This window comes from Streptomyces sp. NPDC026515 (assembly GCF_055567595.1).
Genome location: NZ_JBVHQD010000008.1, coordinates 459,843 through 477,683 on the forward strand (window position 1 = coordinate 459,843; position 17,841 = coordinate 477,683).

15 protein-coding genes, 1 tRNA gene and 3 pseudogenes are annotated in these 17,841 nt (G+C 70.5%); 12 read left to right on the forward strand and 7 right to left on the reverse strand.

Annotated features, from left to right (window positions below; all coding sequences use genetic code 11):
- The first annotated feature begins 153 nt into the window (after positions 1 to 153).
- Positions 154 to 1,098 carry an RNA polymerase sigma factor SigJ gene (sigJ, locus tag ACZ4O3_RS19750; protein WP_467723235.1) on the forward strand — a complete coding sequence of 315 codons (945 nt, stop codon included), beginning with the start codon at positions 154 to 156 and terminating at the stop codon, positions 1,096 to 1,098.
- Positions 1,099 to 1,202: 104 nt separating this feature from the next.
- Positions 1,203 to 2,411 (forward strand): NAD(P)/FAD-dependent oxidoreductase, encoded by a 1,209-nt coding sequence (locus tag ACZ4O3_RS19755; RefSeq protein ID WP_467723237.1) that lies wholly within the window; start codon positions 1,203 to 1,205, stop codon positions 2,409 to 2,411.
- A 77-nt stretch (positions 2,412 to 2,488) separates the two neighbouring features.
- Here the strand turns inward: ACZ4O3_RS19755 and ACZ4O3_RS19760 are convergent, their stop codons facing one another.
- Both ACZ4O3_RS19760 and ACZ4O3_RS19765 read right to left on the reverse strand, forming a co-directional pair.
- Positions 2,489 to 2,812 carry an antibiotic biosynthesis monooxygenase family protein gene (locus ACZ4O3_RS19760; RefSeq protein WP_362720174.1) on the reverse strand — a complete coding sequence of 108 codons (324 nt, stop codon included), beginning with the start codon at positions 2,810 to 2,812 and terminating at the stop codon, positions 2,489 to 2,491.
- A 338-nt stretch (positions 2,813 to 3,150) separates the two neighbouring features.
- On the reverse strand, positions 3,151 to 3,942 hold the full coding sequence (locus tag ACZ4O3_RS19765) for a YwqG family protein (RefSeq protein WP_384988962.1): 792 nt from the start codon (positions 3,940 to 3,942) through the stop codon (positions 3,151 to 3,153).
- Positions 3,943 to 4,271: 329 nt separating this feature from the next.
- Here ACZ4O3_RS19765 and ACZ4O3_RS19770 point away from each other — a divergent pair.
- The 5 genes and pseudogenes from ACZ4O3_RS19770 to ACZ4O3_RS19790 all read left to right on the forward strand — a co-directional run bounded on the left by ACZ4O3_RS19770 (position 4,272) and on the right by ACZ4O3_RS19790 (position 10,436).
- Positions 4,272 to 4,644: pseudogene (locus tag ACZ4O3_RS19770) on the forward strand (VOC family protein).
- Between the two features lie 190 nt (positions 4,645 to 4,834).
- Positions 4,835 to 6,313, forward strand: coding sequence for an FG-GAP and VCBS repeat-containing protein (locus tag ACZ4O3_RS19775; RefSeq protein WP_467723239.1), 1,479 nt, complete (start codon positions 4,835 to 4,837; stop codon positions 6,311 to 6,313).
- 156 nt (positions 6,314 to 6,469) lie between these two features.
- Entirely contained in the window at positions 6,470 to 7,912 is a 1,443-nt protein-coding gene (locus tag ACZ4O3_RS19780) for an FG-GAP-like repeat-containing protein (protein WP_467723241.1), read from the forward strand.
- A 2-nt stretch (positions 7,913 to 7,914) separates the two neighbouring features.
- A complete protein-coding gene (locus ACZ4O3_RS19785; protein ID WP_467723243.1) occupies positions 7,915 to 9,339 on the forward strand; it encodes an FG-GAP-like repeat-containing protein in 1,425 nt (474 codons plus the stop codon).
- 68 nt (positions 9,340 to 9,407) lie between these two features.
- The gene (locus tag ACZ4O3_RS19790) at positions 9,408 to 10,436 is read left to right on the forward strand and encodes a Yip1 family protein (protein WP_467723245.1); all 1,029 of its coding nucleotides are present in this window, start codon (positions 9,408 to 9,410) and stop codon (positions 10,434 to 10,436) included.
- 134 nt (positions 10,437 to 10,570) lie between these two features.
- Here ACZ4O3_RS19790 and ACZ4O3_RS19795 read toward each other — a convergent pair whose 3' ends face one another.
- Entirely contained in the window at positions 10,571 to 11,446 is an 876-nt protein-coding gene (locus ACZ4O3_RS19795) for a LysR family transcriptional regulator (RefSeq protein ID WP_362729517.1), read from the reverse strand.
- Between the two features lie 440 nt (positions 11,447 to 11,886).
- On the opposite strand from ACZ4O3_RS19795, the gene ACZ4O3_RS19800 reads away from it, so the two are divergent.
- Entirely contained in the window at positions 11,887 to 12,909 is a 1,023-nt protein-coding gene (locus ACZ4O3_RS19800) for a DUF4331 family protein (RefSeq protein WP_467723246.1), read from the forward strand.
- 109 nt (positions 12,910 to 13,018) lie between these two features.
- Here ACZ4O3_RS19800 and ACZ4O3_RS19805 read toward each other — a convergent pair whose 3' ends face one another.
- The 3 genes from ACZ4O3_RS19805 to ACZ4O3_RS19815 form a co-directional block, all read right to left on the reverse strand.
- Positions 13,019 to 13,537: a phosphoribosyltransferase gene (locus tag ACZ4O3_RS19805; RefSeq protein WP_467723247.1), complete on the reverse strand. Its 519-nt coding sequence runs from the start codon at positions 13,535 to 13,537 to the stop codon at positions 13,019 to 13,021.
- 10 nt (positions 13,538 to 13,547) lie between these two features.
- Complete coding sequence (dcd, locus tag ACZ4O3_RS19810; RefSeq protein ID WP_133023558.1) at positions 13,548 to 14,123, reverse strand: dCTP deaminase; 576 nt, start codon at positions 14,121 to 14,123, stop codon at positions 13,548 to 13,550.
- 73 nt (positions 14,124 to 14,196) lie between these two features.
- On the reverse strand, positions 14,197 to 14,361 hold the full coding sequence (locus ACZ4O3_RS19815; RefSeq protein WP_362728503.1) for a hypothetical protein: 165 nt from the start codon (positions 14,359 to 14,361) through the stop codon (positions 14,197 to 14,199).
- A 272-nt stretch (positions 14,362 to 14,633) separates the two neighbouring features.
- On the opposite strand from ACZ4O3_RS19815, the gene ACZ4O3_RS19820 reads away from it, so the two are divergent.
- Positions 14,634 to 14,707: transfer RNA gene (locus ACZ4O3_RS19820), tRNA-Gly, on the forward strand.
- Positions 14,708 to 14,756: 49 nt separating this feature from the next.
- Here the strand turns inward: ACZ4O3_RS19820 and ACZ4O3_RS19825 are convergent.
- Positions 14,757 to 15,554: pseudogene (locus tag ACZ4O3_RS19825) on the reverse strand (tyrosine-type recombinase/integrase); the annotation flags it as partial.
- A 239-nt stretch (positions 15,555 to 15,793) separates the two neighbouring features.
- On the opposite strand from ACZ4O3_RS19825, the gene ACZ4O3_RS19830 reads away from it, so the two are divergent.
- From ACZ4O3_RS19830 to ACZ4O3_RS19840, 3 genes and pseudogenes are all read left to right on the forward strand, one after another.
- Positions 15,794 to 16,126, forward strand: a complete 333-nt coding sequence (locus tag ACZ4O3_RS19830) for a hypothetical protein (RefSeq protein WP_362728501.1) — start codon at positions 15,794 to 15,796, stop codon at positions 16,124 to 16,126.
- Between the two features lie 679 nt (positions 16,127 to 16,805).
- Positions 16,806 to 17,146, forward strand: a pseudogene (locus ACZ4O3_RS19835) (DUF4265 domain-containing protein); the annotation flags it as partial.
- Positions 17,147 to 17,594: 448 nt separating this feature from the next.
- The coding region (locus ACZ4O3_RS19840; protein ID WP_467723269.1) for a transposase at positions 17,595 to 17,841 on the forward strand (247 nt) is incomplete at its 3' end.

The following is a 17,841-nucleotide window of genomic DNA, read 5'->3' on the forward strand; positions in this document are numbered from 1 at the left end:
GTCCGCCGGTCGCGTGCCGTGGACGGCACGCGCCGTACCGTCGCCCCCGTGATGGGTGACGCATACCACCTATTCGCGACAATATGCGCGCACCTCCTCGTCGTACGCGTCGGGCCGTCGTGTGCCGTGCGGACACGGCCTAGGATCCTGGCCATGGCCCAGACCATGAGCGAGGTGGACCGGTTCGAGGCGGCCAGGCCCCGGCTGGCGGCCCTCGCCTATCGCCTCCTCGGCTCCGCGAGCGAGGCCGAGGACGCCGTGCAGGAGACGTACCTGCGCTGGCAGGCCGCCGACACCGGCCGTATCGAGGTCCCCGCGGCCTGGCTGACGAAGGTGCTCACCAACCTGTGCCTCAACCAGCTCACCTCGGCCCGCGCCCGGCGCGAGACCTACGTGGGCCAGTGGCTCCCCGAGCCGCTGCTCGCCGGAGACCCGATGCTCGGCCCTGCCGACACCGCCGAGCGGCGCGAGTCCGTGTCGTACGCCGTCCTGACCCTGCTGGAGCGGCTCACGCCCGGCGAGCGGGCGGTGTACGTGCTGCGGGAGGCCTTCGACTATCCGCACCGGGAGATCGCCCGGATCCTCGACATCACCGAGGCCGCCAGCCAGCAGACCTTCCACCGGGCCAGAGGGCATGTCGCGGCCGGCAAGGCGCGTGCCGAGGTCGACGAGGCCGCCGCCCGGCGGATCATCGAGGAGTTCCTCGCGGCCGCCACCAGCGGCCGGACCGAGCCGCTGGTCCGGCTGCTCACCGAGGACGCCGTCGCGGTCGGCGACGGCGGCGGGAAGGTGCCGGCCCGGGCCAAGGCGTTCGAGGGCGCCCTCGCGGTCGCGACGTTCATGCGGGGCCTGTTCAAGCCGGGACCGGCACAGCGGGCCCTGGCCGGCGGCCCGGTCGAACTCCACGCCGCGACCGCCAACGGCGGCCCCGCCCTGGTGGCGGTCGTCGACGGGCGGGTCTTCGGGGTCATGTGCCTGGAGATCACCACCGAGGGCATCGCCGCGCTCCGCAACCAGGTCAACCCCGACAAGCTCGAACGCGCGACCAGGCAGTGGACGGCCACCGGCCACGGCGAACCCCTGCTCCGGCTCTTCTGACCGGGTGTGAGCCGCTTCACTCCGCGTTCCTGTCAGGAAACGGCGGGCTGCCCGGTTCAAGGGGCGACCCGCTCGACCCGCCGTTTCCCGACAGGAGCACGGACATGCAGCACCGCATCGTCGTCCTCGGCGCCGGATACTCCGGAGCCATCGCCGCCGGCCGTCTCGCCAGGCGGCTGCACCGCGAAGACGTCGCCATCACCCTCGTCAACGCCGAACCCGACTTCGTCGAGCGTGTCCGGATGCACCAGCTGGCGACCGGCCAGGAGCTCAGGTCCCGGCCCCTCGCCGAGATGTTCGCGGGCACCGGCGTGCGGCTGAGGTTCGCGAGGGTCACCGCCGTGGACGCCGACCGGCGGACGGTCACCACCGTCGACTCCGGTGACAGGGACGGGAAGACGGAGGTGCTGGAGTACGACAGCCTCGTCTACGCCCTCGGCAGCGCCTGGAACGACCAGGGCGTCCCCGGCACCGCCGAGCACGCCCACCAGATCGCGAGCCGCGCCGGCGCGCTCCGGCTCCGCGAGCGCCTCGCCGCCCTGCCGGCCGGACAGCCCGTGCTCGTGGTCGGCGGCGGACTCACCGGCCTGGAGGCCGTCACCGAGATCGCCGAGGCCCGCCCGGACCTGGCCGTCGCCCTCGCCGCCCGCGGTGCCCTCGGTGACTGGCTCTCCCCCAAGGGCCGCCGGCACCTGCGGAAGGTCCTCGACGGGCTCGGTGTCGCCGTGCACGAGCACACCGCCGTCACCGCAGTGGCGGCCGGCCATGTCACCACCGCCGACGGCGCGACGATCCCCGCCGCGGTCACGGTGTGGACCACCGGCTTCGCCGTCCACCCCGTCGCGGCGGCCGGCACGCTGGAGGTCACCGGCTCCGGCCGGATCGTGGTCGACGGGACCATGCGGTCGGTCTCGCACCCGGACGTGTACGCGGTCGGCGACGCGGCGCTGGCGACGGGCCCCGGCGGCAAGCCGCTGCGCATGTCGTGCGCCACGGGCGTCCCGATGGCGTGGCAGGCAGCGGACGCCCTCGCGGCCCGCCTGACCGGCGGAAAGCTCCCGAAGGTGCCGCTGCGGTACTTCAACCAGTGCATCTCGCTGGGCCGCGGGCAGGGCCTGATCCAGTACGTCACCGCGGACGACCGCGCCGTACGGCAGGCCCTGACGGGACGCACCGCCGCCCTCTACAAGGAACTGGTCTGCAAGGGCGCGGCCTGGGCGGTGGCCCACCCGACCCTCGCCCTTCCGACCCGCACCCGCCGCACCCTGCCCGCCCCGGCCCGCACGCCGGAGAGGACAGCCACCTCGGCCTGAGCCACCGGTCTCCGTCCGCCGGCTCCGCACGGCCCGCCACCACGGCGGGCCGTGCACACCCGCACGGGCACCGGTCGCTACGCGCCCTTCGGCCCCGCCGACTGCACCACGTCGAAGGACCACAGCGTCGACCCGGAAGCCGCCGGCTTCGCCCGCTCGCCCTCGGCACCCCCCTGATGCGCCGTCTTCATCGGCCCCTCCATCCACGCCTGGAAGGCCTCCTCGTCCCGCCACCGCGTGTACACGAGATACTGATCGGTCCCCTCGACCGGACGCAGCAGCTCGAACCACTCGAACCCGTCCGAGTTCTCCACGGAGTGCGCCCGGGACGCGAACCGCTTCTCCAGCGTCTCCCGCTGCTCGACGGGCACGGCCAGCACGTTGATCTTGACTACGCTCATGCGCCCATCCTGCCGCAGGGATGATCAGGAAGGCGTGAGCGGCCGGGAGGCTTTGTCCGCGCGCGTTCTGAAGGCGGCACGGGAGGCGACCGCGCAGACGGTTTCGACGAAGGAACGGATCCGCGCAGTGACACCGTTGCGCGGCCGGAGTCGGCCGTACTCGCGATCGGTCGTGCGTCACGGAACGGTACGAAGACGATGCCGTTCCGTGCGTGGTACCGCCGGGCACGCAGTGCGGCGGGCGAAGCTCCGCGGCCGGGCCGCGGCGAGCGGGACCACCTGGAACGAGCCCCCGGGGCCAAGCCGGATGGATCGTGCTGCGGGAAGTGAGCCGCAGGTCAGTGCAGGTCCACCTGGAACGCGTGACGGTGGTCGGCGGGGCAGGTGAAGATGCGCAAGTCTCCCCACCGGCCGACGACAACCCCTGTCTCGTCGTCGCTGGCCACGGTGAACAGGAGCGTCATGGCCGTGCCGCAGTCATCGCAGGCAAGGACCGTGGGGTACGTCAGGTGCCAAGTCGGCCAACCGCCGAGTTTCCAGCCTGCGACGCGGGTGATGACGTCACCGCCGTCGCCGGTCTCGCGGATCAGGTTCTCAAGCCGAGGACGGAGCTCTGCCGGCAGTTCCTCAGGGAAAGGGAAGTCGGTCACGCGCTCGGCGCTGATGGCGCAGGCCTGCGGAAGGTAGCCGTCCTCCTCGTAGCGTGAGGGCGGCGGCGGAGTCGTCCCATGGCTGATCACGTCAGCGGCCCGACGCCACCGCACCTCGACCACAGGGCTGATGTCGGCCTGCCGGGCCGGAGGATCCCAGTGTTCGTTGGGACACCAGAGGATCTGCAGGAGGTCGATGCCTGCGGGCCACCAGGGACCCGGCGCGTCGCGCTGAAAGATCTGTGCGACCGGCACCATGGCGGTGGCGGGCTCGCCATCAGGGCTGTTCACGTCGGGCAAGGAGCACTCGGGCCACGGTTCGTCACCCGGCCACAGCAGTGGTCCGCCGATGGAACTGGTCCGGCAGTCCGGCTCTGCCCGCTCGGGATGGAACAGGACCGCGTCGCGTGCGTGGGGAGCGAGTTCGGGAAGAAGGGCGAGTATCGCTTCAGCCGTCGGTCTGGGGGTGGGGGTCATCATGCCTTCCGGTCAGCCGGCCGTGGATCGCGCACAGCGTATGGGCCGGCTGCGACAGTCGGCCCAACCAGCGTTCCCGGACCGTCTTCCAGCTGCCCGGGCGCGTGGGCAGGTCGCGCCACGCCACACCGCTTCGGGGAACGATGAACGGCAACCACGATCACCGACCCACGGGGCAGGCCTCGGTAGTACTTCAGCGCACCCGCCGCGGACGCAGCAGCTCGAGTTCCGGGAGCCGGGCCGGTGTCACCGCCGCACGGTCACCCCACCGGCCCGGGCGCCGGTGTCCGTTTCCAGGACCTGTCCCGCCGGCCGCGGGCATACTGCCCGACGTGCCCCTGTCGCTGCACCACATCGTCATCGACGCCCACGATCTTGCCCGCCCTGGCCCGGTTCTGGGCCGAGGTACTCGGCTGGCGGATCCTGTCCGAGCGGGAGCGGGAGGTGGTGATCGGGCCGGACGAGACCGCACCGGTGGGCATCTGCTTCATGCCGGTGACCGACGGCAAGACCGTCAAGAACCGCCTGCACCTCGACCTGACGTCCGCCGCGGAGGACCGGGAGGCCGAGATCGAACGCATCCTCGCGCTCGGCGCCCGCAGGGCGGACGTCGGGCAGAGCGGCGACGAGTCGTGGACCGTGCTGGCCGATCCGGAGGGCAACGAGTTCTGCGTGGTCCGCCCGAAGCAGACCCTCGTCGGCTAGCGGTGCGTCAGCTCCCGTCGCGGCCGCACCGCTTCTCCGGTCCGGCGGGAGTCACAGAGTCCTCACATCTTCACCGTAGTCATGTACAACCCTTGCTCCTCGGTACGGGTCTTCTGACCGCTGGACACCATTGACTCCGGCCGCCCGCCGGGAGGCGGGCGGCCCCCGCATGCCGCAGGAGACAACCCGCATGCACACGTTCCCGCGACTCGCCCTCGCGACGGCCACCGCGGCCGCGCTGACGGGCGGTCTGCTCACGTTCTCCGCCGCCTCGGCCACGGCCGCGGACTCGTTCAAGGTCGCGCGCGCCGACTTCAACGGCGACGGCATCGGCGACATCGCCACCTCGGCCACCACCGCCTACGTCAGCGGTCACAAGGGCGCCGGCCAGGTCGTCGCCCTCTACGGCTCCGCCTCGGGCATCACCACCACCAAGCGCACCACCCTCAGCCAGAACAGCGCCGGAGTCCCCGGCACCGCCGAGGCGGGCGACAGCTTCGGCGAGACCCTGGCGTACGCCGACTTCAACGCCGACGGCTACGACGACCTGGCCGTCGGCTCCCCTGAGGAGAAGGTCGGTTCCGACACCGACGGCGGCACCGTCACCCTCCTGTGGGGCTCCAAGAGCGGCCTCACCGGCAAGGGCGTCGACATCAAGGACCCGTCGCCGAGCAGCCACGACTACTGGGGACTGCAGCTGGCCGCCGGCGACTTCGACGGCGACGGCAAGGCCGACCTCGCCGTCGGCAGCTCCGCCGCCACCCTGTGGGTGCTCAAGGGCGGCTTCTCCGCCAGCGGCACGCCCGGCGGCCGGTACACCGTCAAGCCGCCGATCGAGCCGGGCACCAGCTCCTACCCGTACGGCCCGATGAAGCTCACCGCCGGCGACGTCAACGGCGACGGCCGTACCGACCTGATCGTCGACGGGTACGAGACGAAGACCAGCAGCCACTGGAACACCAACTACTGGCTGCCGGGCAGCTCCAGGGGCGTGACCGTGACCGGCGCCAAGTCACTGAAGAGCGGCATCGTCACCGGCGTCGGCGACATCAACGGCGACGGCTACGGCGACATCGTCAGCGGCGCCTCCTGGGACGCCAGCAGCGGCGGGACCGTCTTCCCGGACTCCGCCACCGGCGGCCGGGTGGCGATCACCTACGGCAGCGCCTCCGGCCCGGCCAAGGCCACCATGTTCAACCAGAACTCCGCCAACGTCCCCGGCACCTCCGAGAAGGGCGACGGGTTCGGCTGGGAGATCGACCTCGGTGACGTCAACGGCGACGGCTACGCCGATCTCGTCGTCACCACCCCGAACGAGGACATCGGCAGCAACACCAACACCGGCCAGGTCACTGTCCTCTACGGCTCGAAGACCGGGATCAACCTGGCCTCCGGCGCCCAGTCCTTCGCGCAGAGCACGGCCGGCGTCCCCGGCGACGACGAGAAGAACGACCTCTTCGGCGCCGACGTCAAGCTCGACGACGTCACCGGCGACGGCCGGGCCGACCTGATCGTCGGCTCGTACGAGAACGCAGGCGACGGCGCGGTCACCTACCTGCCGTCCAACGGCTCGAAGATCACCACGACCGGTTCCCGGGCCCTGTCCACGAGCAAGCTGGGCGTCTCGACGACCGGCACCCCGCAGCTCAGCGCCATTTTCGCCGACTGACCCGCGGGTCACCGGAGTTTCTCCGGACGGCGTAGGGGCAGGCCCGCCGGTCGCACGACCACGGGCCTGCCCGGTCCCGCGCGCCCGCTCCGGCACCAGGCACCGCCCGCCGCACCGCCTCCGCGTCTCCTCTCCTCACCACTCACGGGGAAGTCCATGCCCAAGCGCACCACCCTGCTGCTCGCCACGGCCCTCACCACGGGCCTGCTCACCGCGCTGCCCGCCGCCACCGCCACCGCCGCCCCCTCGGGCCTGTCCGGCGACTTCAACGGCGACGGCTACCGCGACCTCGCGATCGCCGCGCCCGTCGCCAAGGTCTCCGGCAAGTCCGGCGCCGGATACGTGGCGGTCGTCTACGGCACGAAGAGCGGCCTCGACACCGCCAGACGCCAGATCATCAGCCAGGCCACCACCGGCGTCCCCGGCAACCCGGCCTCCGGCGACTACTTCGGAGACCGGCTCACCACCGGCGACCTGGACGGCGACGGATACACCGACCTGGTCGTCGGCGTGCACAGCGAGCGGATCGGCAGCACCGACTCCTACGGCAACGTGACCGTCCTGTGGGGCGGCGCGAGCGGCCTCAAGGGCGCCAGCAACCTCTCCTCACCGATGCCGAGGTACCGCAACGAACTCGGCTGGGCACTGGCGGCGGGCGACTTCGACGGCGACGGGCACACCGACCTGGCCGTCGGCAACAACGCCACGCCCTCCCTGAACGTCTTCCGCGGCCCCTTCACCCGCAAGGGCAAGGCGGCCGCCCTGGTCGGCATCGACACGATCGCCCAGACCACGATCTACGCCGACAAGCTGATCGCCGGCGACGTCAACGCCGACGGCAGGAGCGACCTGCTGGTCATGGGCCAGGAGGAGACCGCCTCCGGCGACTACCGCACCCGCAGCGTCCTCTACACCGGTTCCGTCACCGGCACCCTCAAGGTCGGCAAGAAGCTCGCGGGCGGCTACGACGCGGCCATCGCCGACGTGAACAAGGACGGCTACGGCGACATCGTCACCGGCAACTTCATGGAGAAGTCGGCCACCGAGCCGAACGGCGGCCTCGGCGGCGCTGTCACGGTGACGTACGGCGCGGCCGGAGGCCTCAGCAGCCGTACCCCGGTCCGGATCACCCAGGACACGGCGGGCGTCCCGGAGAAGGGCGAGAAGGGCGACGGCTTCGGCTGGAGCGTGTCCGCCGGGGACGTGAACGGCGACGGATATGCCGACATCGCGGTCGGCGCCGAGGACGAGACCCTCGGCTCGGCGCGGAAGGCGGGCACGGTCACCGTGCTGCGCGGCTCGGCCTCCGGCCTGACCGGCGGCGGCGCCAAGGTCTTCTCCCAGAACACGGCGGGCGTCCCCGGCACCGCGGAGACCCTCGACTACTTCGGCGGGGCCGTCCGCCTCGTCGACGCGAACGGCGACGGCCGCGCCGAACTGGTCGCCTCCGCCTCGAACGAGGACAAGGGCGCGGGCGCCGTCTGGTTCTTCAAGTCCACCACCGCCGGCATCACGGCGGGCGGCTCGAAGTCCTGCACCGGCACCACCCTGGGCGGTCCGTCGGGCACCGCCTACTTCGGCGACGTCCTGGAGGGCTGATCATGCGTGTCCGTACGGCGGCGACCCTCGCCGCCCTCCTCACCGCGGGCCTGGTCCCGCTGGCCGGCCCGGCCTCCGCCGCGCCCGCCAAGTACGCGGACGACTTCAACGGCGACGGCTACCACGACCTCGCCACCGCCGCCCCGGGCGCCACGGTCGGCGGCAGGGCGGACGCCGGCGCGGTCGTCGTCAGCTACGGCTCCAGGTCCGGGATCAAGGCGTCGAACCGTACGGTCGTCACCCAGAACTCGGCGGGCGTTCCCGGCACCGCCGAGAAGTACGACGACTTCGGTTCCTCGCTGGCCTTCGGTGACCTGAACCGGGACGGTTACGCCGACCTGGCCGTCGGCGCCGAGGGCGAGGACGGCGAAGCCGGATCGGTGACGATCCTGTGGGGGAGCAAGAAGGGTCTGTCCGGCGGCCGGGCCGTCGCCGACCCGGCCCGTTCCTCCCACCACCGTTTCGGTATGTCCCTGGCGATCGGCGACTTCACCGCGGACGGCCGGGCGGACCTGGCCGTCGGCAGCACCGGCGCCGACGTCCAGATCTTCCGGGGCGGCTTCACCAGGACCGCCGGGGCCGCGTCCCGCACCTGGGTGGTTCCCTCGCTGCGGACCGGTGACAGCTACGGCTCCCAGTCGCTGGCCGCCGGCGACGTCAACGGCGACGGCGTCGACGACCTGGTGGTCAGCGGCACGATCCACTCGGGGACGGGCGAGTGGACCGACGGCAACCTGGTGTACCTGGGCGCCGGTTCCCGCCCCAAGCCGCTGCGGACGCTGGAGAGCGGCGGCTACGAGCGGGCGGTCCTCGGCGACCTCAACGGGGACGGCTACGACGACATCGTCACCTCCTGCTCCCCGGTCAACGGCTCCACGGTCGGGCCCGGCGTCGTCAAGGCCTACCTGGGCGGCGCGCACGGTGTGGGCCCCACCCCGCAGGCGGCCATCACCCAGGACAGCCCGGGCGTCCCCGGCACCACGCATGCCTCCGGAACCAGCTCGTTCGGCAGCTCGCTCTCGGTCGGTGACGTCAACGGCGACGGCTACGCCGACGTCGCGGTCGGCGCCGAGTTCGAGGGGGTCGGCGCGGCCTGGCAGACCGGCACCGTCACGCTGCTGCGCGGCTCCGCGGCCGGTCTGACGGGCGCGGGCTCCACCCGCTGGACCCAGAACACGCCGGGGGTGCCGGACTCGAACGAGAAGAACGACTTCTGGGGCAGCGCCGTCCGCCTGGCCGACCTCAACGGCGACCGCAGGGCCGACCTCGCGGTGGGTGCCCGGTACGAGAACGGCGGGCGGGGCGCCGTATGGGCCCTGCGCGGTTCGTCCTCCGGCCTGACGGCCACGGGCGCGGTGAGCTTCGGGGCGGCGCAGGAGGCCCTGTCGGGCACGTGGTCGCAGCTGGGCTTCCTGTTCGCCCAGTGAGCGGCGCCGAGGGGGCGTCGGGGGTGGCCCTGATCGGCCCTGATCGCCCCCGGGGTTCCCCTTAGGGGATGTCACAGCTCTGCGGCAATGGCGGGCTCGGAAGCCCGAGCCCGCCACACGGATCTCCGGGACCAGGTACGTTCGAAGACGTGGCTGGATTCAGGAACGGACGCGGCGGCCGGGACGACCGTGCCCCGCAAGCGCGACCGCAACAACCCGCGTACGGGCAGCAGGCCCCGCCGCAGAGCTTCGGCGGGCAGCCGGCGGGACCGTCCTACGGGTACCCGTCGGCTCCGCAGCCGTACCCGCAGCACGGCGGCGGGTCCGGCTGGCCGCACCCGCAGGCGCGCGGCGGCCACCCGGGACAGGGCGGCGACGGCCCGGAGTACTTCGGCGACGATCACGGCTACGACGGCGGCTACGGCGGCGGCAGCCCCGACCCGTACGCCGCGAACCAGCCGGGCCACACCCAGGCCTTCTCGGTCGACGAGGCCGGCGCCTACACGCAGGGCGCCACCTATCACGCCGGTTCGGCGGCGCCGGCGGGCCCGATCGGCCCGCGGCTGCACTGGAAGGACCTGCTGAAGGGCATCGTCCTCGCGCCGAACCAGACGTTCCTGCAGATGCGGGACTACACGATGTGGGGCCCCGCCCTCATCGTGTCCTTCCTCTACGGCCTGCTCGCGGTCTTCGGCTTCGACGGCGCCCGCGCGGACGCGATCAGCGCGACCCTGACCAACGCGGTCCCGATCGTCCTGGTGACGGCGATCGCGATGGTGCTCTCCGCCTTCGTGCTGGGCGTGGTGACCCACACCCTGGCCCGGCAGCTCGGCGGCGACGGAGCCTGGCAGCCCACGGTCGGCCTCTCCATGCTGATCATGTCGGTCACGGACGCGCCGCGTCTCCTGTTCGCGATGTTCTTCGGCGGCGACGCCGGCTTCGTCCAGCTCCTCGGCTGGGCCACCTGGGTCGCGGCGGGCGTCCTGCTCACCCTGATGGTCGGCAAGTCCCACGACCTGCCGTGGCCGAAGGCCCTGGGCGCGTCGGCGATCCAGCTGATCGCCCTGCTGTCGATCGTGAAGCTGGGCACGTTCTAGCACCGGACGGACAGGTGAAGGGCCCCGGCAGCCGTGCCGGGGCCCTTCGCCGCTGGTGCCTGCCTGTGGCCAGGAAGTCCGTCCGCGGGCAGCACGACGGGCACGACGCAGGCTCCACGACACGGACGGCGTGATCACTCGTCGGGGCGGACACGCATCGCGATCCGAAGCAGTTCCCCGACCGCGCCCGTCAAAGTGGTGTCCTTCGGCCACACCGCGCGAAGACGCCGGTGCAGGTCCGTCCCCGTCACCGGGATCTCCACCATGCGCCCCTCGGCGAGGTCGTCCTGGACCGTGACCGCGCTGAGCACCGCCGGACCGGCGCCTTCGACCACGGCGCTGCGCATGGCGGCATTGGCGTCCAGGACCATCAGGGGCCTGACCTGCTCGACGCCCGCGCCGGCGAGTACACGTTCGAGGGTCTCGCGCGTGCCCGACCCCGCCTCGCGGACGATGAGCGGAGTCCGGGCCAGCTCGGCCAGCTCCACCGGCTCCCGCCGTCGTGCCCAGGGATGTTGCGGGGCGACCACGACGACCAGACGGTCGGCACCCACCTGGCACGAGCTGAGCCCGGCCGGCACCACGGGCGCTTCGATGAACCCCAGGCTGATCCGACCGCTCGCCACCAGCGCGGCGACCTGTTCGGAATTGGTCACTTTGAGACTGACGTAGACATCGGGCGTGCGCCGCTGCAGCGTGCCGATCCAGCGCGGTACGAAGTGTTCGGCCAGCGTCATGCTCGAGGCCAGGCGCAGGTCGACGGCGCGGTCGCCGCGCAGTGCCGCGACACCCGTCATCAGCGAATCCACTTCGGCCAGCACCCGCCCCGACCACTGACACACCGCCTTGCCCTCCACGGTCAGCGCGGAGCCGCGGGTGTCGCGATTCACCAGCGTCAGCCCCAGGCGCCGCTCCAGCAAGGTCAGGCGCTTGCTGGCGGCGGGCTGGCTGATCCCCAGCCGCTCGGCGGCCCGACCGAGGCTGCCGAGTTCGGCCACCAGCGTCAGCAACCGGAGACCGCCGAGGTCGGGCGGGGACTGGCTCATAACCACAGGCTATGAGCAGATTCCCGGTTGGGCACTACCGGGTCGCCGCTCACACGGCAAGGATGAAGCCGTCCGGAAAACAGCAGACAAGTTCGAAATGCCGCGATCTCCAGGTGTGATCGGCACAGTGATTGACATGGACTCCGTCGCTTCCCGCTGGAACGGCACGCACATGCCGGTCAGGACCGACTTGCGCCATCGAGGGCGGGCGTGCGACGGCGGTCGGCTCCGATGATCGGGTCTGTACGACGGTCCAGGTGTACGGCGGCTCACGTGAGAGCGTCCCGAGCCGATGAGGACGACGGCGCGCAGCCGGTTCGCAATCCCACGTCCACAGGGTGAAGGGCGGACGGATCCGTCCGGCACCCTCCCCGAAACGAGATCCAGAGCAGTAAGGACCCCTCATGTCCCACCACCTCGACACTCCGCTCGCGGCCCAGAACGGGCAGCTGTTCATCGACGACCTGTACGTCTTCCCCGGCGAGAACAGCACGGTGTTCGTCATGGACGTCAACTCCGACATCACCGGCGTCTACGCGCAGCCCGGGTTCCACCCGGAGGCGCGCTACGAGTTCAAAGTTCACTTCGACGGCGCCGACTTCGAGACCCTGACCTACCGGGTCTCCTTCGGCGAACCCGACCCGGACGACGGCCAGACCCTGCGGCTGCACGTCCTGACCGGGGACGAGGCGCGCGAGGACTCCGCCGAGGGAAACCTCGTGCTGGAGGGCCGCACCGGTGAGACGGCCGTCGCCGACGGCACCCGCATCTGGGCCGGGCGCATCTCCGACTCGTTCTACATCGACCTGTCCCTGCTGGCCGTCGTCAACGGGGCGGTGGCGAAGGGAACGGCGGTGGACCTGTCGGAGTGGCACCCGCACAAGGCGCAGAACAGCTTCTCCGGCACCACGGTGGAATCGATCGTGCTGGAGGTGCCCCACGACCACCCGCAGCTGCGACCCGGGACCCGCACCGGCGTGTGGTGCGCGACCAAGCTGGCCACCGACGCCGGTGGATGGCGTCAGATCAACCGCGGCGGGCACCCGATGATGTGGCCGATCTTCTGGCCCGGCGACACCGACTTCACCAACCCGGCAAACAAGCGGCATCCGTCCGAGGATCTCGCCGCCGCCGGCGAGCTCATCGCCGGCCAGATCTCCGCCGTCGTAGCAGCCACCGGGACCTGTGCCGATCCGGACGGCTACGGCCAGACCGTGGCCCGGCAGCTGTTCCCGGACGTACTGCCCTACGTCGTCGGCACCCCCGCCACGTACGGCTTCGCCACCCGCAACGGCCGGACCCTGGCCGACAACGCGCCCGAGGCGATGCTCTCCATCGTGACCAACACGGCCGTACCCTCCGGCCTCAAGCCGTCGGTCGCCCAGCATGCGCGCACGGACCGCTTCCCCTACGTCGTGCCCGCCTGACCATCGGGGACCGGACACCACTGAGCCCCTTCCCGATCAGGGAAGGGGCTCAGTGGCGACAACGCCGTGCGGACGCCACCGGCGGCGTCAGCTGCCGGAAAGAGCCACGTCAGAGTGCTTCTCCAGACGGAGTGGTGGGCTCACCCGACCTGCGTACCACGGGCAGAACACTCCACGGGAAGTTGATCCAGTCGTCGGTCCGCTTCCACACGTACTCGCACTTCACGAGGGAGTGGGACTTCTCGTAGATCACCGCGGACCGCACCTCGGCGACCGTTTCGAGGCAGAAGTCGCGGACCAGCTTCAGCGTCCTGCCGGTGTCGGCGACGTCGTCGGTGATCAGGACCTTCTTGTCGCTGAAGTCGATGACGTTGGGAACGGGTGCGAGCATGACGGGCATCTCCAGGGTGGTCCCGACCCCGGTGTAGAACTCGACGTTCACCAGATGCAGGTTCTTGCAGTCGAGCGCGTAGGCGAGTCCACCGGCGACGAAGACGCCGCCACGCGCGATGCTGAGCACTATGTCGGGCTCGAACCCGTCGTCGGCGATGGTCTGCGCGAGTTCGCGCACGGCGACGCCGAACTGCTCGTAGCTCAGGTTCTCCCGCAGGGGACTGTCGCCGCTCATGGCCGGCCCCTCACACCTGCGTCCGATGGAAGTTGAGGTAGGAACGCGAGGCGGTGGGCCCGCGCTGCCCCTGGTATCGGGAGCCGTAGCGCTCGCTGCCGTAGGAGTGTTCGGCGGGGGAGGAGAGCCGGAACATGCACAGCTGCCCGATCTTCATGCCCGGCCACAGCTTGATGGGGAGGGTCGCGAGATTGGACAGCTCAAGGGTGACGTGCCCGCTGAACCCCGGGTCGATGAACCCGGCGGTGGAGTGCGTGACCAGCCCGAGCCGGCCGAGCGAGGACTTCCCCTCCAGCCGGGAGGCCAGGTCGTCGGGGAGCGAGATGACCTCGTACGTCGACGCGAGGACGAACTCGCCGGGGTGGAGGATGAAGGGCTCGTCGCCCTCCGGCTCCACCAGCCGGGTCAGGTCCGGCTGCTCGACGGAGGGGTCGATGTGCGGGTACCGGTGGTTCTCGAACACCCGGAAGAAGCGGTCCAGCCGCACGTCGATGCTCGACGGCTGCACCATGGATTCGTCGTAGGGATCGATCCGTACCCGCCCGGCGTCGATCTCGGCCCGGATGTCCTTGTCAGAGAGAAGCACGCCCCGAGGATACGCAAGGCGCGCGGACCCGCGACAATCGCGACAGTCCGCGCGCCCCTGCCGGCGTCCCCGGCTACTGCTGCTGCTTCTCAAGGGCGACCGGCACGACACTGCGCAGCCGGGCGCACTTGGGACACCGGACGAGCCGGCCGGGGCCGAGCCGCTCGGCCTGCTGCATCGGGAACGAAGTGGTGCTGAACACGTGCCCTTCGGCACAGCGGACGACGGTGCGTTCCATCAAGTCCCTAAAATCCCTTCCCCAGGAGCCGCGTCGGGCTTACTGCCGTGACGACGGAAAGCCACATTACGGGATCTAAGGGACGGCTCTCCAGGCGGCGCTCCGGCTCGCCCGGCCCCTCTCTCGCGCCCTTACCGTACGCCCCAACTCCGGCCGCCCGCACCCGTATCCCACCCCGTGAAACGCACCCGGACCCCGCGGTCCGAGCACCGGGGGTCCGTCATGAGGTACAGTGAGCGAGCGTTCGGACCCCGATGTGGTCGACGTCCTACGCGGGTGTAGTTTAATGGTAGAACATCAGCTTCCCAAGCTGAGAGCGCGAGTTCGATTCTCGTCACCCGCTCCACGAGGAAGGCCCAGGTCACAGACCCGGGCCTTTTTGCCGTCCACGATGATCAGTTGTCGCGTGCCAGATTCGTGCCAGAAGGCTTGTCGGGCGTTCTCCGCGCGGCAGCGGCCCGGGCCTTACGAACGGTGGCGTCCAGCCCGGCGGCGACCTCCTCCTGCCGCTCGTCGTCGGAGTGCTGATAGATCAGCGCCGCCTTCTCGGAGGACTGTCCGGCCCGGACCATGGTGTCCTTGAGCGTGGCCCCGGAGCGCGTCGACAGCGTGTGCCCCGTGTGCCGGAGGTCGTAGAACCGGAACCCCTCGGGCATGCCGACGATCTCCCGCGCCTTCCGCCACCTCCGCCCGAAGGTGCTGCGTCGAAAAGGAGCACCTTTCTTACCCACGAAGAGCAGCCCATCCGGCCCCTGCTCGGCGTAGCTCTCCAGATGCCAGCGGAGCTCCCGGTGGAGGAACGCGGGAAGAATCACAGTCCGGGTGCCAGCCTCGGACTTGGTGTCGCCCTGTACGCGCCGCCCGTTCATCCGCTCCGGCTCGGCGAGGCGAACACGGACGCGCAGGTTGTCGAGGTCGACATCCCGGCGGCGGAGGCCGGCCAGCTCTTCCGGCCGCATCGGACCGTACGCACCGAGGTAGACCATGAGCCGCCAGCGCATCCCCATGGCGTTGGCGAGTGCGTCGACCTGGGCGACGGTGGCGATGCGCCACTCAGCCGCCTTCTCCTTACCGGCGCCCTTGATCCGGCACGGATTGCGAGTGATCAACTCGTCGTCCACGGCCGTCTCCATGATGGCCTTGAGGAGCCGGTACGCCTTGGCGGTCATCGTCTTGGCGTTGGCGGTCCGCAGCCAGGCCGGGACGTCGTCCAGGCGGTGACAGTCACCCAGGCCAGCACCCGCATCACATGGACGATCCGGCCCGTGATCTTCCTGCCGCTGGCACACCGCCAAGGCAGCGAACTCCCAGCCTGCACACAGGACTTCCAACCGCACACAGCACCCCAGGCGCCCCACACGACCGTGTCGGATCGCAGGTGATGCTTGACGGTGGGCCTACTGGTTGTCCCATCTCCAGCTACCCTCCGGCCATGGAGCAGGAGCAGGACTACCCCCTTGTCCGCGACGTCTTCCCAGAGCTCGTAACAGAGCTGATCACTCTCCTGGAGAACGAAGGAGAACGCGAGCTGGCCATCTGCGCGTGGGATCTTCGCCTGGTTGACGAGTGCCCCTGCGGCGATGACTTTTGCCAGAGCTTCCAGACCGCAGCTCATCCGGAGGGGCAGCCATACGGCGCCGGCCATCGGTGCGTGCCGCTCCTGCCCTTGCGAGGCATGCTGTGCCTGGACGTCGTGGATGGCCGGATCATGTACGTCGAAGTGCTCGATCGGCCGCCCATGCACCGTCACAGTGAGCGGTCCTGAGGTCTGCCTCGCACCGCAACGACGCGCACAGAAAAGCCGATCACGGCCACTGTCAACCATCAGCTGGGACCGAACCGTCAAGCATCTACCGGGATCGGACACGCCCCACACGCCCGACTGAGTTACAACCTTCTTTACGGGTTCAAGCCCCGGCTGCGCTCCGCTCCCCGCGCGCGGCCCGGCCCCCGGCCGGGCCTGCGCTCCTGCCTTCGTCCCGCTCCAGCCCGGCCGGCGCCCGTGCCGCGCAGGTCGAGAGGCGGCCGTCGAGCCGAAAGTTGATCACCTGCGCAGGCGCCGGTCAGAACATGCCTCCGGCGGGGGCGCTCAGGCTCCGAGATGGAGGGGCGCCGTTCGCGGCTACTGGCCATCGCGGGAGTGCTGCGGGAGAGGCTCCCATCCCGCCCGCCGTCGACCCAGGCAGAGCCGAGCAGACACGGCGCCCGGCGCCCAGGTCGTTCGTACAGTGGCGCGCTCCACCTGGACGCTAGGCACCGCGCCCGCTCCACGGTGTGCGGGTCGACGGCAGACGGGATGGGAGCTGGGTGGTGTCCGTGGAGGAGATGGCCGAGCAACACGGAGATGGTGACGTAATCCGCAGGCCACCACCATGCGTCTCCGCACGGAGGAGACGGCCGAATCGGCAGACGTGTGACGGCACAGTGAGGCATGATCGAGCAACCGAGGTATCGCCTGCGGGGACGTCGTGGCCATCGAGCCCGACGAGGAGGGCGTGCGATGGGCCGGCGAGGTGGTTCGGCGTTCCGAGAATTGCACCATCCGCCTCATCGTGCTCCGTGACGGCGGCTCTGGAGCTGCGCGGCAGAGCGTGATCAACGCCTTTCACGCACTCGGCGTCTGCGGCGAGGGCATAGAACGGTTCAGTATGGTCGCTCTGGACGTCCCGCCCACCGCCGATGTCGCCAAGGTGCAAAGGCTGCTCAAACAGGGCGTGGCCAAGGAGTGGTGGGACATGGAAGAGGGTGCATCACCGCACAGTGGCGGGCTGCCTCCGTCGGCTGACGCCGTTCCTGGCTCAGCTGTGCTGAGTGTCTAACTGCGTGACAACCCCGACGAACAGCGGCGGACGAGCGCGAACGCCTATGGACCATCAGCACAGTTGACGAGCACTCCAGCCCAAGGCCCCGCCCCCACCCAAGTTGCTTCGGGACGAAGAGGTCGTGGGTTCAAACCCGCCACCCCGACAGAGAAATACCAAATCAGGCCCGGTGCTGACATCAGCACGGGCCTGATTTGTTGTCCAGGGCGTTACGGGAGAAACTGCGCAGGGCTAATACTCCAGCAGCACTTTGACGTTTTCCCTGTTCAGGGGCGGTCTGGGTGAGTGTAGAGGGCTGATGACCGGCCTGTGATCTCTTTCCCGGGCCGCCCCTCGATCGTGTGCAGCCGCCGCTGATAGTGGCAGCGGTCCGGGCAGCCTCCCGACGTGATCGACGAGCGTGCAGTTGAGATCTGGAACGACGAACTCGAGGAACTGTTCCTGCGTACCGGCCACCGCTTCAGGCGTGTCGAGCCGCGTCGCAGGATGCGTGACTACGTCCGTGGACTCCTGGGCCCGGTCGGCCGAAAGAACGGCTGGCAGCTGGCCGAGTACGCCGGACACCGCACACCCGACCGTCTCCAGCGGCTCCTTAACGGCGCACGCTGGGACGCCGACGAACTCCGCGACGACCTCCAGCACTACGTAGCCGAACGGC

Bases quoted from the DNA above. Each gene is read 5' to 3' on its own strand.
- ACZ4O3_RS19760 (WP_362720174.1), bottom strand. From the start codon at position 2,812: ATGAGCGTAGTCAAGATCAACGTGCTGGCCGTGCCCGTCGAGCAGCGG.
- ACZ4O3_RS19755 (WP_467723237.1), top strand. From the start codon at position 1,203: ATGCAGCACCGCATCGTCGTCCTCGGCGCCGGATACTCCGGAGCCATC.
- ACZ4O3_RS19790 (WP_467723245.1), top strand. From the start codon at position 9,408: ATGTCACAGCTCTGCGGCAATGGCGGGCTCGGAAGCCCGAGCCCGCCA.
- ACZ4O3_RS19765 (WP_384988962.1), bottom strand. From the start codon at position 3,942: ATGATGACCCCCACCCCCAGACCGACGGCTGAAGCGATACTCGCCCTT.
- ACZ4O3_RS19805 (WP_467723247.1), bottom strand. From the start codon at position 13,537: ATGAGCGGCGACAGTCCCCTGCGGGAGAACCTGAGCTACGAGCAGTTC.
- ACZ4O3_RS19830 (WP_362728501.1), top strand. From the start codon at position 15,794: ATGGAGCAGGAGCAGGACTACCCCCTTGTCCGCGACGTCTTCCCAGAG.
- ACZ4O3_RS19785 (WP_467723243.1), top strand. From the start codon at position 7,915: ATGCGTGTCCGTACGGCGGCGACCCTCGCCGCCCTCCTCACCGCGGGC.
- ACZ4O3_RS19800 (WP_467723246.1), top strand. From the start codon at position 11,887: ATGTCCCACCACCTCGACACTCCGCTCGCGGCCCAGAACGGGCAGCTG.
- ACZ4O3_RS19815 (WP_362728503.1), bottom strand. From the start codon at position 14,361: ATGGAACGCACCGTCGTCCGCTGTGCCGAAGGGCACGTGTTCAGCACC.
- ACZ4O3_RS19780 (WP_467723241.1), top strand. From the start codon at position 6,470: ATGCCCAAGCGCACCACCCTGCTGCTCGCCACGGCCCTCACCACGGGC.
- ACZ4O3_RS19775 (WP_467723239.1), top strand. From the start codon at position 4,835: ATGCACACGTTCCCGCGACTCGCCCTCGCGACGGCCACCGCGGCCGCG.
- sigJ (WP_467723235.1), top strand. From the start codon at position 154: ATGGCCCAGACCATGAGCGAGGTGGACCGGTTCGAGGCGGCCAGGCCC.